Raw genomic sequence first — 13,218 nt, 5'->3', positions numbered from 1 at the left:
GGTACCGCCAGCAGCCTGCTCAGGCCACGTTCTTGAGCAGACCGCGCTCCTTGGCCATGGTCATGGCGGTGTCGATGATCATGTCTTCCTGACCGCCAATCATCTTCTTGCGGCCCAGTTCCACCAGCACGTCACGAGCAGGCACGCCAAAGCGTTCGGCGGCGCGCTTGGCGTGCAGCAGGAAGGTGGAATAGACGCCGGCAAAGCCCAGGGTCAGGGAATCCCGATCCACGCGCACCATGTGGTCCATCATCGGCACGATGACGTCTTCGGCCAGATCCATGAGCTTGAACAGATCCACCCCGGTCTCGATGCCCATGCGGTCGCACACGGCCAGGAAGACTTCCAGCGGCGTGTTGCCGGCACCGGCCCCCAGGCCGGCCACGGAACCGTCGATGCGGCTGGCACCGGCTTCGATGGCGGCGATGGAGTTGGCGATGCCCATGCCCATGTTGTGGTGGCCGTGGAAGCCGATCTCGGTTTCCGGCTTCAGCACCTCGCGCAGCGCGCCGATGCGCGCCTTGACGTCCGCGGGCAGCATGTAGCCCGCGGAGTCGGTGACATACACGGTGTGGGCACCGTAGGACTCCATCAGCTTGCCCTGCTGGGCAATGCCGGCGGGGTCGTTGAGGTGGGCCATCATCAGGAAGCCGGTGGTATCCATGCCCAGCTTGCGGGCAAAGGCAATGTGCTGGGGCGAGGTATCGGCCTCGGTGCAATGGGTGGCCACATGCACGCTGCGCGCACCCGCCTCATAGGCGGACTGCAGTTCCTTCATGGTGCCCAGGCCCGGGATCAGCAGCACCGAGATCTTCGCCCGCTTGATCACCGCCGCCACCGCAGAGATGTATTCCTCGTTGCTCGCCAGCGCAAAGCCGTGTTGCAGGGAGTTGCCGCCCATGCCGGCACCGTGAGTCACCTGCATGTAGGGCACGCCGGCCTCGTCCAGTCCGCGGGCGACCTTCACCATCTGCTCGACGCTGATCTGCTCGCGCTTGGCGTGCATGCCGTCGCGCAGGCACATGTCGTGCAGGATGACCTTGCGGCCCTTCAGATCGATCTCACTCATCACGCGGTCTCCACGGCTTTCAACTGGATCTTTCCAGCAAGGATTTCCTCGGCGAACATCTCGGCGGTACGGCAGGCGGCCGCGGTCATGATGTCCAGGTTGCCGGCGTAGGTGGGCAGGTAGTCGCCCAGGCCTGCCACTTCCATGAACACCGCCACGCGATGGCCCTGCGGCACTTCGTCGAACACCGGGCCGTTCACCAGCTTGTAGCCGGGCACGTATTTCTGCACTTCCTTGATCATGGCCAGCACGGACTCGATGATCCTTGCCTGGTGCGGCGCTTCCTCGGTGAGGCAGTAGATGGTGTTGCGCATGATCATCGGCGGCTCGGCCGGGTTGATGATGCACAGCGCCTTGCCCTTCTTCGCCCCGCCCACCTTCACGATGGCGTTGGAGGTGGTGTAGGTGAATTCGTCCAGGTTGGCGCGGGTGCCCGGGCCGACGGATTTGGACGACAGCGAGGCGATGATCTCGGCGTAAGCCACGTCCTGCACCTGGGCCACCGCATTCACGACCGGAATCGTCGCCTGGCCGGCACAGGAGATCATGTTGACGTTCATCTCGACGCGGTCGGCGTGCTGGCGCAGATTCACCGGCGGCACGCACAGGGGGCCGATGGCCGCCGGCGTCAGGTCGATCATCATCACGCCCAGCTCGTTGAGCTTGCGGCTGTTCTCCGCATGCACGTAGGCCGAGGTGGCGTCGAAGGCGATCTGGATGTTGTCGTCCAGCACGTGGGGCAGCAGTCCATCCACGCCTTCGGCGGTGGTCTTCAGGCCCATGTCGCGGGCACGCTTGAGGCCGTCGGATTCCGGGTCGATCCCCACCATCCACACGGGCTCCAGCACCGGGCTGCGCTGGATCTTGTAAATCAGGTCGGTGCCGATGTTGCCCGAACCGATCAATGCACAACGGATTTTCTTCATTGTCCCTGCTCCTGCAGCGTGGCCGCACGCAAGCGCTCGGCGCGTTGGGCCATGGTCTGTCCGGCGACGAAGAACTCGTCGGCGCCGTGTTCGGTGATGAGGATGCGCACGGTGTCAGGGCTGCACGCGAGCGTACGCGTCACCGCCTCGGTAACCGCGACGGCGACGTTGCGTTTGAGCTCGTCGCTGCGCCCCTTCATCAGATGCATTTCGATGATTGGCATGTAGTCTCTCCGTGGGGGCCGAGGGTCATTCGACGAAGCGCATCGAAACGCTGCCGAGTTCCTGGAAGCGCGCGACGACGCTGTCTCCCGGCTTCACGGCAACCGCTTCGGTGATGCCGCCGCTCATGACGAAGCTGCCCGCCGGCAGGGTCTCGCCAATCTCGGCGAGGATGTTGACCAGCATCGCCACCGCATCGGCCGGGTGCCCGAGCACCGCGGCAGAGGCTCCGGTGCCAACGATCTCGCCGTTCCTCTCCATGACCACGCCCAGGGTGCGCAGGTCCAGCTCTTCCGGCCGGCGCGCGCGGCCGCCGCCGACGAAGCGCGCCGACGAGCCGTTGTCCGCGATCACGCTGGCGAGGTCGAACTTGAAGCCGGCAAAGCGCGAATCAATGATCTCCACCGCCGGCAGCACATAGTCGGTGGCGGCGAGCACGGCCTCGCAGGTGCAGCCCGGCCCGGAAAGAGCTAACTTGGTGACGAAGGCCACCTCACACTCCACGCGCGGGTGCACCAGATCACCGGTCGAGATCGCACCGTTTTCCGGGCGCGCCATGCGGTCGGTGAGGAAGCCGATCGAGGGCACGTTCACCCCCATCTGCTGCATCTTCGCCTTCGAGGTCAGACCGGCCTTCCAGCCCACCAGGCGGTGGCCGCTGGCGATGAAGCGGCGGCGCAGTTCGCTTTGCACCGCGTAGCCGTCGCCGATGGTCATCGCCGGGTATTCGTCAGTGAGCTTGGGGATGGCGTAGGCGCGGGTCTGTGCGCCCTCCACGCGTTCGGCCAGGCGCACGATGTCTTCGCGGCCCAGGGTGATGTTCATGCTCATGCCGCGCTCCTTCCGCTGAATTTCACCCGGCAGCTGCCCAGCCCGCCCACGGTGCACACCAGTTCGTCGCCGTCCGTCACCGGCACCAGGGCCGATTGCGAACCGGACAGAATCACCTCGCCGGCGCGGAACGGAATGCCCAGTTCGCCCAGCGTATTGGCCAGCCAGGCCACCGCGTTGGCGGGCGAACCCTGCACCGCGGCGCCGACGCCGGTGGAGAACAGCTCGCCGTTCTTTTCCAGCACCATGCCGGCCAGGGTGATATCCAGCGCGCGCGGGTCGCCCTTGGTCTTGCCGAGCACATACACGCCGCAGGAGGCGTTGTCGGCGACGGTGTCCTGGATCTTGATCTGCCAGTCGCGGATGCGCGAATCGACGATCTCGAAGCAGGGCAGCACGTAGTCGGTGGCGCGGATCACGTCCATCGCGGTCACGCCCGGCCCCTTGAGGTCTTCCTTGAGCACGAAGGCGAGTTCCGCCTCGGCCTTGGGCTGGATCAGCGTGCCCAGGTCGATGGTGTCGCCTTCCTGGTACACCATGCCGGAGGTGAGCATGCCGAAGTCGGGCTGATACACACCGAGGAAGTCCTGCACCGGCTTGCTGGTGGCGCCGATCTTCTTGCCGACGATGCGCTCGCCCGCCTCCACCCGGCGCGCGACGAAGCGCTGCTGGATGCGGTAGGCGTCTTCGATGGTGATCTCGGGTTCGCGCTCGCGCAGGGGGGCAAGCATGCGGCGCTCGCGCCAGGCGTCGTAGAGCTCGTCGCCGTACTGACGGATCTTGTTGTCGTCCATGGCCGCCCTCACAGCTTCACGCAGATGTTGCGGGTTTCGGTGTAGAACTCGAGCGAATGCACGCCGCCCTCGCGCCCGATGCCCGACTGCTTGGAACCGCCGAAAGCCGTGCGCAGGTCGCGCAGGAACCAGCTGTTGATCCAGGTGATGCCGACCTCGATGCGCGCCGCCATGCGGTGGGCGCGGGCCAGGTTGGTGGTCCAGATCGTGGTGGAAAGGCCGTAGTCGGTGTCGTTGGCGAGATTCGCCACTTCGTCCTCGCTATCGAAGGGCCGGATGTGGCAGCACGGGCCGAAAATTTCCTCGCGCACCACGGCGGCGGTTTCCGGCAGGCCGGTCCAGATGGTGGGCTGCACCCAGGCGCCCTCGGCCAGCTCGCCCGGCATGTCGGGCACGCCGCCCCCGGTCACCAGCGTGGCGCCCTCTTCCACCGCCTTGGCGTAGTAGGAGAGCACCTTCTGCTTGTGTTCCTGGCTGATCAGCGGGCCGTAGTTGCTGTCGTGATCTTCCGGACGGCCGTACTTCACCGCCTCGGCCTTGGCCTTCAGCGCAGCGACGAAGCGCTCGAAGATCGGCCGTTCCACATACACCCGCTCGGTGCCCAGGCAGACCTGCCCGGTGTTGAGGAAGGCGGAGCGGAAGATGCCGTCGACCGCCTTGTCGAAGTCGGCATCGGCAAACACGATGCCCGCGTTCTTGCCGCCGAGTTCGAAGGACACGTCGCGCATGCCGTCGGAGGCCGCCTTCATGATCGCCGCGCCGGTGCGCGTCTCGCCGGTGAAGGTGATCGCATCCACACCCGGATGCTCGGTCAGGTAGGCGCCCGCGGAGTCCGGCCCGAAGCCGTTGACCACGTTGTACACGCCCTTGGGCACGCCCACCGCGTTCATCACCTCGCCCAGCAGCGCGGCGGTGTTGGGGGTTTCTTCGGAAGGCTTCACCACCACGGTGTTGCCACAGGCCAGGGCGGGGCCAAGCTTCCAGGTCATCAGCAGGAAAGGCGCGTTCCACGGGCAGATCACGCCGATCACCCCCTTGGGCACGCGGATGCCGTAGTTCAGCGCCCCGGCGCCGTCCGGCGTGGCCATCTGGAAGGCCTCGGTGGGCACGTTCTTGACCACGTCTGCGAAGACCTTGAAGTTGGCCGCGCCGCGCGGGATGAACACATGCCGCATCACGTGCGAGGGCTGGCCGGTGTCGGCCATCTCCGCTTCGACGAAGTCCTCGAAGCGGCGGGTGATCTCGTTGGCGACGCCGTAGAGCAGCTCCACGCGCTGGTCGGTGGTCAGCCCGCCCCACTCGCCACGCAAGGCGGCACGCGCCGCCTGCACCGCAGCATCCACTTCCGGCCGGCCCGCCTCGCTGATCGAGGCAATGATCCGGTTATCCAGCGGCGAACGCTTGTCGAAGCGCCGCCCGCTGGCCGCGGCGACGTATTCGCCGCCGATGAAATTCTCAATAAGACGCATGGTCTCCTCGCCTGTTGTTGTATCGGTCGGGCTTGGGAGCCACGCCGATGGGCTTTCCTTCGATCACGCCGGCGGACCGGCGCCAATGCTGGTGAAGACGAGTCTAGGAAAGCACCGGAATACCGTCTAATACTTTGTTATCGCGGATTCGATACCTTTTCAGTATCGACATAGACATAGCCGAAGGGCGGCGCCGGGCCACCGGGCCCGAACGCTGCCGTGGTACTTCAAATAGCCTTGAACAGCGGGCTACGCACCTGCTGGGCGTCGGCCGCGGAGATGAACTTCTCGGTGTAGATGTCGCGCTCGAACAGCCGCCCCTGCATCAGGGTGGTGATGCAGGCCTCGATCATCAGCGGCGGGCCGCACAAATAAGCCTTGTGACCGCGGAAGTCGTTGTCGAAGGCGGCCTTGGCGGCATCGTGCACAAAGCCACGGAAGCCCTGCCAGTCCGACTCGGCGGGTTCGTGCGAGAGCGCCGGCACATAACGGAAGTTCGAGTGCTTCTCGGCGAGCGCGAGAAACTCGTCGTGGTAGTAAAGCTCCTCGCGCGTGCGCTGACCGTAAACCAGCGTGATCGGCAGTGTGAAGCCCTCTTCCAGCAGGTCGAGGATCATCGAACGCGGGCTGGACAGCCCCGAGCCGCCGCCCACGAAAATCACCGGCACCTTGGCCGATTTCTTCACGAAGAAGCGTCCGTAGGGACCGCTCAGGCGCAGACGCTCACCGACCTTGAGCGTGTTGTGAACGTAGCCGGTAGCTTCTCCGCCAGGCACCAGGCGGATGTTGAGCTCCACCTCGCCGGCGACCGACGGCGGGCCGGCAATCGAAAACGCCCGGCTGCCGATCCCGCCCGGGAAGGCCAGGTTCACATACTGCCCGGCCTGAAAGCGCATGCCCTCGGCCGCATCCAGCTTCAGCCACACGCCCTTGATGGTCGGCGTCAGGTTTTCGATGCGGCTCACCGTGACGTCAAAGTCGCGCACCGGCAGGTTTTCGGCGTCCGGGTCTTCCTCGATGTCGGCTTCGATGGTGATGTCGCCCTGCGCGGTGGCGCAGCACGCCAGGCACTTGCCTTCCTCACGCTCGAAATCCATCAGCGCGAAGCTCGATGCCTCGCCATGCTCGATCTCGCCGTCGGTGACCTGGATCTTACAGGTCGCGCACAGACCGTGACAGCAGGCATGCGGCAGGTAGACGCCGGCACGCAGTGCAGCGTCGAGGATGGTCTGGCCGTCTTCGATGGGGATCGTGTGTCCCAGCGGCTCGATCGTCAGCTCGTAGCTCATCGCCGCCTCCGTCAGGCCGGGTTGAGCAGGCTATTGGGGCCGGGGGTGCGGAAGCGCAGCTGGTCCTTGTGGCTGATGCCGTTCTCGGCCAGCGTGCGCTCGAAATCCGGCGTCCACGGTTGGTTGGCCTTCAGCCACTCGACGCGGTTCCAGTCGATGGCGGCGGCATCGGGGTCGGGCTGCAGCAGCGCGGTCAGCGGGCCGGACACCACGTCGCCGAAGCGCGTTTCAGGATTCACATAAAGCAGGAAGGGCGCGGCGAACAGCAGGTGACGGTCCCAGCTGACGAAGAGCAGTTGGTTGCCGTGAAAATGACCAACGCTGTCGCGCGGCTCGCCAATGTATTCCTTGATGGACTTGACTGCCATGTTCATGTCTCCTCATTGAAGAGGTCGGGCCGCCGCTCCCGCGCGGCGTGCCCGCCTGGTACTTAGCGGTTGGAGGTAGCGATCTCGCGCCACTCTTTGAAGTGCTTCTGGTCGCGCGAGCCGTCGTAGTCGCCGTTGTCGAAGCCGTCGCGCAGGCTGACCCAGTCCATCCACGCGGCAATGTCGCCCTGCTGCTCGCGGAACAGCGCCGGCATCGGCAGCCAGGCCTGGATGTACTTCTCCGGTTCGTCCTCGAACACGCTTTGGCAGCCATCAGAACAGAAGTGGTAGGTCTCGCCCTTGTAGACCGTCTCGCGGTGGCAGATCAGCGTGGGGTCGTCCGGCTCCGTGAACACGGTCGGCAGCTGGCAGCACTGGCACAGCTTGGCGAGGCCGAAGTTCTTGTACTGCTTGCCCTCGGCCGCGAGCTTCTTGATGTGGTTCCAGCGCGGGCGGTAGTACTTGTCGAAGGTGGTCGGATACTTCGCCGACAACCAGTCCATGTCCTCGTCGGACGGAATCCAGCTGTGGAAGGCGGTGCCGAAGCTCCACTGGTAGAGGCCCAGCATGAGCTGGTGCGACATGTGGTCGATGGCCTTGCCGGCGTCTTCCCAGCCCTTTGGCGGGCGGATGCCGTAGCGCGCCAGATCGCGGAACAGCGCGCCGCCGTTCTCGATGCCGTAGATCTCGAAAGCCTCGCGCCAGGACATCACGCGCTTGGGCAGCATGTAGTCCATCATCGTGCTGACCAGGCCGAGCACGCGGAAGCCGCGCCAGAACCACTTGTCGATCCAGGCCTGCACGATGGGCAGGTTTTCCGGGTCCTGCTCCAGCATGAACTTGATGCACTCCAGACCCAGGGTCATGTGGCGGGCCTCGTCGGACTGCGCCGAGAAGCCGAAGGTCACGGTGGCCATGTCGCCGTTGTAGGCGGCGCCCGACATGAAGGGCACGAAGAGCAGGTTGGTCAGCACGTACTCGAAGCTGAAGCCGATGGCGATCATGAACTCGAACGGCCCGGCCGACATCGCATCGTCAAAGAAGGAACGCGCCACCGAGGTGTACCAGATGCGGTCACGCGCATCGGCAAAGGCGTGGAAACCGTCGTAGTAACGGTTGTAGTTCGACATCGCGTGGATCTGCGTCTGCGCGTGGCGGATCTCGTCGATGGCCTGCATCTGGCACGCCACCTGGGTGCCGACCCCGGCAAACTCGCGGCCCACGCGGGCAAAACCCTTGTGCGCGCAGTACTCGCCCGGGCTGATCGCCTGCAGGAAGATCTTCAGCGCGGAGAGGTAACGGGCGTCGGTGATGTGGAGATGTCCGTTGTTCTGCGCGTGTGCGTCGATGATCGCGTAGAACTTGCGCTCCTTCTCCGCCTGGTACTTCCAGTACGCGTCCATCGTCAGGCGGAAGGGGTCTTCCCACTTCTCCCAGTCGTGGATGCGGATGCCCTCGTACTTCACGTAGGGGTAGAGCTCATCCTTCGTGCGATAGCTCGGCTCCCAGCCCAGGTCGCGGGTCAGCGCGCGGTAGCGCTCCTTCATGCCAAGCTTCTTCTTCTGCACCTTCATGTCCATGATGCGGTCTCCTCGTTCTGTCTTTTAGCTGTGCCAGGTCAGGGTCAGTTCGTCTTCGTCCTCGTCGACGTTGCCCGACAGCGTGATCAGGTTGACCTGCAGTTCCTGCAGATCGAAGGCGCGGCCGACCTGCTCCTCTATCGTCTCGCGGCGGATCACCAGACGGTTGGGCGCGTCGATCTTGACCATCGCCGGCTGGCGGTTCACCACCGCGCCCGGGTTGTCGAGCGCGATCGCATCGATGATCGGGCGTGTGTCTTCGTTGGCCTGCAGCGCAATGAATACGGTGGACATCGAGGGCTCCTCAGAGGGTGACGCCGGTCTTGGCGACCCGGGCGTCGAAGGCGGTGAGTTGTTCGGCAACGGCTTCGTCCGCCCGTGCACCGAGGGCGAGCTCGACGATCGGCAGCAGGGCGGCGGCGGCACGCTCGCGCCAGTCGTGAATCCACTCGGCGAGCACCGCACGGTTGCCGTCCGACTCGGCGGCGGCAGTCTTGACGACCGAATCGACCCACTTGCGCGTCTCGTCGAACCAGTCGCTCATGAACTGGGTCAGCATCGCCACCGCACTGGCGCCACGCGGCGACAACTCGTCATCTACGATGCGGCCATAGACCAGCGGGTACAGCAGGCCGTCAAGCACGAGGTTCTGCGCAACGAAGAGCTCGAAGGGATCGCGCAGCGCCATGCTGTCCTCGACGTAGCGGCGCAGCGGTTGCCAGGAGCGGTCCTCGGTCCATGCCTGCTTCGCCGCATCCAGCGCTTCCGTGTCACCCAGCAGCAGGCCGAGGCGCGAGAGGTACTGGGCGATGCCCAGGTTGTCCATGGCGTGGTACATGCACGGCTGGGTGAAGGCGGTGCCGTAGCCGTAGCCGCAGATGAAGGCGTTGTTCTGGTTCGCCCCCCAGGCGGCGTGGCGCAGCGGCACCAACACGCGCAGGGCAGCGTCGCGCAGCTCTTCCGCCATCGCGTCGCCCAGGCCGCGCGATTCGACGAAGCCGAAGTTCGCCTCCGCGGTTTCCTGCTGGCGGGCGCGGGCCAGGGTGTAGGTGCTGTAGTAGTACTGGCGCGGATCCTTGAGGACGTACCAGTCCTGCAGCACGATGCGGGTGATTGAGGTGTCGTAGAGCGCCTGCTCCGGATCCCAGGTGGGGCGGTAATGCAGGTTTTCAGCAGCCTGGATGTCGTAGCTACCCTCCTGGTAGCGCGAGGCGGGCTTGTCGCCGAAGCGCCGGGCAAGGTGGTCGAAAGTGTTGCGCTGCGGGTCGATGGTGACCGTGCGTAAGTCGATCTGCATGGCAGTTCTCCTGGCGTGCCGCTATTGCGGCACGCGGATTCGGGGGAACCGGCGACAAGGCCGGCTTGGGTATCAGCGGAAACGGGTGCGGGTGGCGTCGGCGAGACGCCAGTTCCAGTCCTCGTCGGCACCACCCACGACCGTGCTCCCGTCGGGGTCCAGCATCGTCACGGCGTTCGCCGTGCAGAACTCCTCGAAAGCTTCCTTGCCGAGGATCATCTCGACGAAGAGCTCGGGCTCGCCGATCGCAAACTCGAATTCGACGAAGCCGTTCGGACGTGTGCCGGTGACGCGGACAAAGCGGCGGCTAAGATCGAAGCCGGCGGGAGCCGCGGGACTCAGTTCCATGGCGAGACCCTCAGGTCACAACCGTGAGGAAGGTCTCGTGCAGCTTGCGCTGCGGGTAGTCGAGCCCCTGGCCGAAGTTGTCGAAGGTCCAGGTCAGCGGCTTGTAGTCGGGGTAGGGTTGATAGCCGCCCATGAAGGTCTCGAAGCGGTTGCCGGAAGGGTCCCAGGCGTAGATCGTGCAGCCGCGGGTCACGCCATGACGGGTGGGGCCGATGTCGACCGCGACTTTGTTCATCGACATGATGTCGCCGGCGCGCAGCACCTGCTCCCAGGTTTCCATCATGAAGGAGCAGTGGTGCAGCTTGCCCTTCTCGGGATACTCGGCGAAGGCGATGTCGTGCACCTTGTGCGAACACGACAACCAGATCGCCGCGTTGCCCTCCCCGTCCGGCGTCAGCACGCGCTCGACGAGGTAGAAGCCCAGCACATCGACGAAGATCTTCTGCACTTCCGCCACGTTCGGGCCGTAGAGCAGCGCATGGTCCAGACGCACCGGAGCGATGCCATGCTCGCGCTGTTGCGACCACGGCGCCGGATTGACCTCGTCAATCCCGTTGCCGACTGCGGTCTTCTCGGCGTACAGCTCGATCAGGTGACCGGAGGGCAGCTCGAAGCGCACACGCTCGCCCGTCTCCAGCAGGTCGCCGGCCGGAATGCGGGTCGTGGCAAGCCCGTAGGCGCGAAGGTCGGCCTCCAGACGATCAAGGGTTGCGGTATCGAGCACCTTGAAGCCGAAGAAGTCGAGCCCGGCGCTATCCGCTTCGCGAATGATGTAACTGTTGTGATCGCGCTCGTCCCAGCACTTGAAGTACACACGCCCCTGCGCATCGCGCCCTGTCTCCACCAGCCCGAGCACGTCGCGATAGAAACGCACGCTCTCTTCAAGATTGAGCACACGCACTTGCGCGTGACCCGGTCGAAGCACACCTGTCATGGCCATTGTCTTGGTCTCCTCACGTTCGTGGATGAATCGCCGTCGATGCTCGTCCAGCCTGCGCATCAACATTTTTTCTTCTCGATTCAATTTTACTTATTGCAGAGACCGTGCCAGTTCATAACATTCTTTAACTTTCAATTACTTGAATGATTTCCCCCACCATCTTGTACTACGCCCCTGGATGACGTTTTGGTCCATCGACCCTGTCTGGCTTACAAATTGGTCAAGCTGCAATGCAGCAATCCGGGGCAACTGAACAACGAGCGCAGGCAGCCCTTCGCGGATCGCCCTACGGGTCAAGCGCAGGGGCGTCCTCGCAACGGTGGATGTGGAACGGGAAAAGCGATACTGGACAATCGTTCGCGCGGTATCCGAGCGGATACCGTGCGCGCGCCCTGTACGCCCTAGTCAGAGCTAGTGTCGGACGTACCCTGCTTGAGGCGGTAGGCCAGTTGGCGACGTGAGATGCCCAGCAGGCGGGCGGCGTGCGTGAGGTTGCCACCGGCACGCCGTACGGCAAGCTCGAGCAGGCGGGCCTCGTGGGCATGCAGGTCGAAACCTTCGTCCAACAAGGCCTCACACAGGCGCTCACGCCGCGTCTCGTCTGCGCTGCACACAGTGCCGGAGCGATCAATCTGCACCTCCTCGGGCGGCGCTGCCACACCGCCCGCGAACAGGTGCTCGACCTCGATCAGTCCGTCCGCTGGCGCGAGCAGCACACCGCGCTCGATCAGGTTTTCGAGTTCACGTACGTTGCCCGGCCAGTCGTAGGACATCAGCGCCTGCAGCGCCCGATCTGTCAGTCCCTTGATGGTCTTGTGGTAGCTTGGCGCACACTTCTCGATCAGCGCCGCGACGAGCAGCGGAATGTCGCTCTTGCGCTCACGCAGCGGCGGAATCACAACCGGGTAGGTCGCCAGCCGGTAGTAGAGGTCGGCGCGAAAACTGCCTTCGGCGATGGCCTTCTGCAGGTTCACGTTGGTGGCAGCCACCAGCCGCACGTTCACCCGCCGCGTGCGCTCATCGCCGAGCCGCTCGAGTTCTCCGGTCTGCAGCACCCGCAGCAGCTTCACCTGCGCGGATGGCGACAGGTCGCCGACCTCGTCAAGGAAGAGCGTGCCGCCGTCGGCGCGCTCGAAGCGCCCTGGGCGCGACTGCTGCGCACCAGTGTAGGCGCCCTTCTGCACACCGAACAGTTCCGATTCGATCAACTCATGCGGAATCGCCCCGCAGTTCACTGCGACGAAAGGCTGCTCGCGTCGGTCCCCATTCTCGTGCAACCAACGCGCAAAAACCTCCTTTCCGACCCCTGTCTCGCCGAGCAGCAACACGTTGATGGGGCTGGCCGCCGCCTTGGAAAGCAGGGCGAACGCAGCGCGGAAGCCCTGCGAATTGCCGACCAGCTTGCCTGGGCATAGCTCATCGCGCAGACGCCCGCGCAGACGCAGGAGTTCCTCTTCCATCTCGCGCATCTGGCCGTCGATGTTCTCCGGCTTGAAGTAGGCAAGATATGGATCGTCGCCCCAAGCCTCCGCTGGCTTGCCGACGATGTGGCAGCGTTCATCGCCGCGCGACACGCAATGCGTCTCGCGGAAAACGATCAGACGCTTGAAGAAGCGTGTGGCGTAGCCCGACGCGTAGCCCACCAAACTCCAGCAAGCGGTGTCGTCACCGACGCCGAAACGCTGCGTATGCGCCTCTGCCTCCCAGGACCCCTCCCAGTCGACTTCGCCGATGAAGATCCCCTTTTCCCAGTCTATGTCCGCCTCGGTGATCGTCGCCTTCACCAAACCCTCGAAGGCGTGCAGCTCCGGGCCGATGCGAAACACGTCGTAGTTGTCACCCTCTCCATAGAGTTTGGCGGCAAGGTCGGCATCCTGCTGGCCGGACGCAAAACCCATGCGCAGCAGCAGACCCTGCGCGCGCCGAGGCCCGAGCGTGTCGAAGAGCTCACTGCGCAACGCGCCGACTGCCTTCGCATGCATCAGCAACATGCGGCTCTCGTCAAGCCAGATCTGCCCTGCGTCGATATTGAAACGCAAGCGCGAGCGCAGGTTGAAGCGCTCGATCAGTCCATCCCCTGCCATC

14 protein-coding genes are annotated in these 13,218 nt (G+C 64.6%); all 14 read right to left on the bottom strand.

The annotated features are described in order from the left end of the window. Positions 1–19: 19 nt before the first annotated feature. The gene (dmpG, locus tag IAI53_RS02915; protein WP_222948146.1) at positions 20–1,069 is read right to left on the bottom strand and encodes a 4-hydroxy-2-oxovalerate aldolase; all 1,050 of its coding nucleotides are present in this window, start codon (positions 1,067–1,069) and stop codon (positions 20–22) included. Then, the gene (locus IAI53_RS02910; RefSeq protein WP_187716645.1) at positions 1,069–1,995 is read right to left on the bottom strand and encodes an acetaldehyde dehydrogenase (acetylating); all 927 of its coding nucleotides are present in this window, start codon (positions 1,993–1,995) and stop codon (positions 1,069–1,071) included. Before IAI53_RS02910 ends, dmpG begins: the two co-directional genes overlap by 1 nt. After that, a complete protein-coding gene (locus IAI53_RS02905; protein ID WP_187716644.1) occupies positions 1,992–2,219 on the bottom strand; it encodes a tautomerase family protein in 228 nt (75 codons plus the stop codon). The genes IAI53_RS02910 and IAI53_RS02905 overlap by 4 nt, the downstream gene beginning before the upstream one ends. 25 nt (positions 2,220–2,244) lie before the next feature. Continuing rightward, on the bottom strand, positions 2,245–3,048 hold the full coding sequence (gene dmpH, locus IAI53_RS02900) for a 2-oxo-3-hexenedioate decarboxylase (protein WP_187716643.1): 804 nt from the start codon (positions 3,046–3,048) through the stop codon (positions 2,245–2,247). Beyond that, positions 3,045–3,842 carry a 2-oxopent-4-enoate hydratase gene (gene dmpE, locus IAI53_RS02895; protein ID WP_187716642.1) on the bottom strand — a complete coding sequence of 266 codons (798 nt, stop codon included), beginning with the start codon at positions 3,840–3,842 and terminating at the stop codon, positions 3,045–3,047. The genes dmpH and dmpE overlap by 4 nt, the downstream gene beginning before the upstream one ends. A gap of 8 nt (positions 3,843–3,850) precedes the next feature. Beyond that, entirely contained in the window at positions 3,851–5,311 is a 1,461-nt protein-coding gene (locus tag IAI53_RS02890) for a 2-hydroxymuconic semialdehyde dehydrogenase (RefSeq protein WP_187716641.1), read from the bottom strand. A gap of 227 nt (positions 5,312–5,538) precedes the next feature. Further along, positions 5,539–6,600 carry an NADH:ubiquinone reductase (Na(+)-transporting) subunit F gene (locus IAI53_RS02885; protein ID WP_187716640.1) on the bottom strand — a complete coding sequence of 354 codons (1,062 nt, stop codon included), beginning with the start codon at positions 6,598–6,600 and terminating at the stop codon, positions 5,539–5,541. Between the two features lie 11 nt (positions 6,601–6,611). Further along, a complete protein-coding gene (locus IAI53_RS02880; RefSeq protein WP_187716639.1) occupies positions 6,612–6,968 on the bottom strand; it encodes a phenol hydroxylase subunit P4 in 357 nt (118 codons plus the stop codon). A 62-nt stretch (positions 6,969–7,030) separates the two neighbouring features. After that, entirely contained in the window at positions 7,031–8,548 is a 1,518-nt protein-coding gene (locus IAI53_RS02875; protein ID WP_187716638.1) for a YHS domain-containing protein, read from the bottom strand. 24 nt (positions 8,549–8,572) lie between these two features. Next, positions 8,573–8,842 (bottom strand): MmoB/DmpM family protein, encoded by a 270-nt coding sequence (locus IAI53_RS02870; RefSeq protein ID WP_187716637.1) that lies wholly within the window; start codon positions 8,840–8,842, stop codon positions 8,573–8,575. A gap of 10 nt (positions 8,843–8,852) precedes the next feature. Next, entirely contained in the window at positions 8,853–9,845 is a 993-nt protein-coding gene (locus IAI53_RS02865; protein ID WP_187716636.1) for an aromatic/alkene monooxygenase hydroxylase subunit beta, read from the bottom strand. A gap of 72 nt (positions 9,846–9,917) precedes the next feature. Then, positions 9,918–10,193 (bottom strand): phenol hydroxylase subunit, encoded by a 276-nt coding sequence (locus IAI53_RS02860; RefSeq protein ID WP_187716635.1) that lies wholly within the window; start codon positions 10,191–10,193, stop codon positions 9,918–9,920. Between the two features lie 10 nt (positions 10,194–10,203). Then, positions 10,204–11,133 (bottom strand): catechol 2,3-dioxygenase, encoded by a 930-nt coding sequence (locus tag IAI53_RS02855; RefSeq protein WP_187716634.1) that lies wholly within the window; start codon positions 11,131–11,133, stop codon positions 10,204–10,206. Between the two features lie 401 nt (positions 11,134–11,534). After that, on the bottom strand, positions 11,535–13,217 hold the full coding sequence (locus IAI53_RS02850) for a sigma-54-dependent Fis family transcriptional regulator (protein ID WP_187716633.1): 1,683 nt from the start codon (positions 13,215–13,217) through the stop codon (positions 11,535–11,537). Between the last annotated feature and the right edge of the window lies 1 nt (position 13,218).

The organism is Thauera sedimentorum (genome assembly GCF_014489115.1).
GTDB classification, from domain to species: domain Bacteria; phylum Pseudomonadota; class Gammaproteobacteria; order Burkholderiales; family Rhodocyclaceae; genus Pseudothauera; species Pseudothauera sedimentorum.
This window is presented reverse-complemented; position numbering and strand designations above follow the sequence as displayed.

Coding starts and splice junctions, on each gene's coding strand:
- IAI53_RS02870 (WP_187716637.1), bottom strand. CDS start 8,842: ATGTCCACCGTATTCATTGCGCTGCAGGCCAACGAAGACACACGCCCG.
- IAI53_RS02855 (WP_187716634.1), bottom strand. CDS start 11,133: ATGGCCATGACAGGTGTGCTTCGACCGGGTCACGCGCAAGTGCGTGTG.
- dmpG (WP_222948146.1), bottom strand. CDS start 1,069: ATGAGTGAGATCGATCTGAAGGGCCGCAAGGTCATCCTGCACGACATG.
- IAI53_RS02850 (WP_187716633.1), bottom strand. CDS start 13,217: ATGGCAGGGGATGGACTGATCGAGCGCTTCAACCTGCGCTCGCGCTTG.
- IAI53_RS02880 (WP_187716639.1), bottom strand. CDS start 6,968: ATGGCAGTCAAGTCCATCAAGGAATACATTGGCGAGCCGCGCGACAGC.
- dmpE (WP_187716642.1), bottom strand. CDS start 3,842: ATGGACGACAACAAGATCCGTCAGTACGGCGACGAGCTCTACGACGCC.
- dmpH (WP_187716643.1), bottom strand. CDS start 3,048: ATGAGCATGAACATCACCCTGGGCCGCGAAGACATCGTGCGCCTGGCC.
- IAI53_RS02860 (WP_187716635.1), bottom strand. CDS start 10,193: ATGGAACTGAGTCCCGCGGCTCCCGCCGGCTTCGATCTTAGCCGCCGC.
- IAI53_RS02910 (WP_187716645.1), bottom strand. CDS start 1,995: ATGAAGAAAATCCGTTGTGCATTGATCGGTTCGGGCAACATCGGCACC.
- IAI53_RS02905 (WP_187716644.1), bottom strand. CDS start 2,219: ATGCCAATCATCGAAATGCATCTGATGAAGGGGCGCAGCGACGAGCTC.
- IAI53_RS02890 (WP_187716641.1), bottom strand. CDS start 5,311: ATGCGTCTTATTGAGAATTTCATCGGCGGCGAATACGTCGCCGCGGCC.
- IAI53_RS02865 (WP_187716636.1), bottom strand. CDS start 9,845: ATGCAGATCGACTTACGCACGGTCACCATCGACCCGCAGCGCAACACT.
- IAI53_RS02875 (WP_187716638.1), bottom strand. CDS start 8,548: ATGGACATGAAGGTGCAGAAGAAGAAGCTTGGCATGAAGGAGCGCTAC.
- IAI53_RS02885 (WP_187716640.1), bottom strand. CDS start 6,600: ATGAGCTACGAGCTGACGATCGAGCCGCTGGGACACACGATCCCCATC.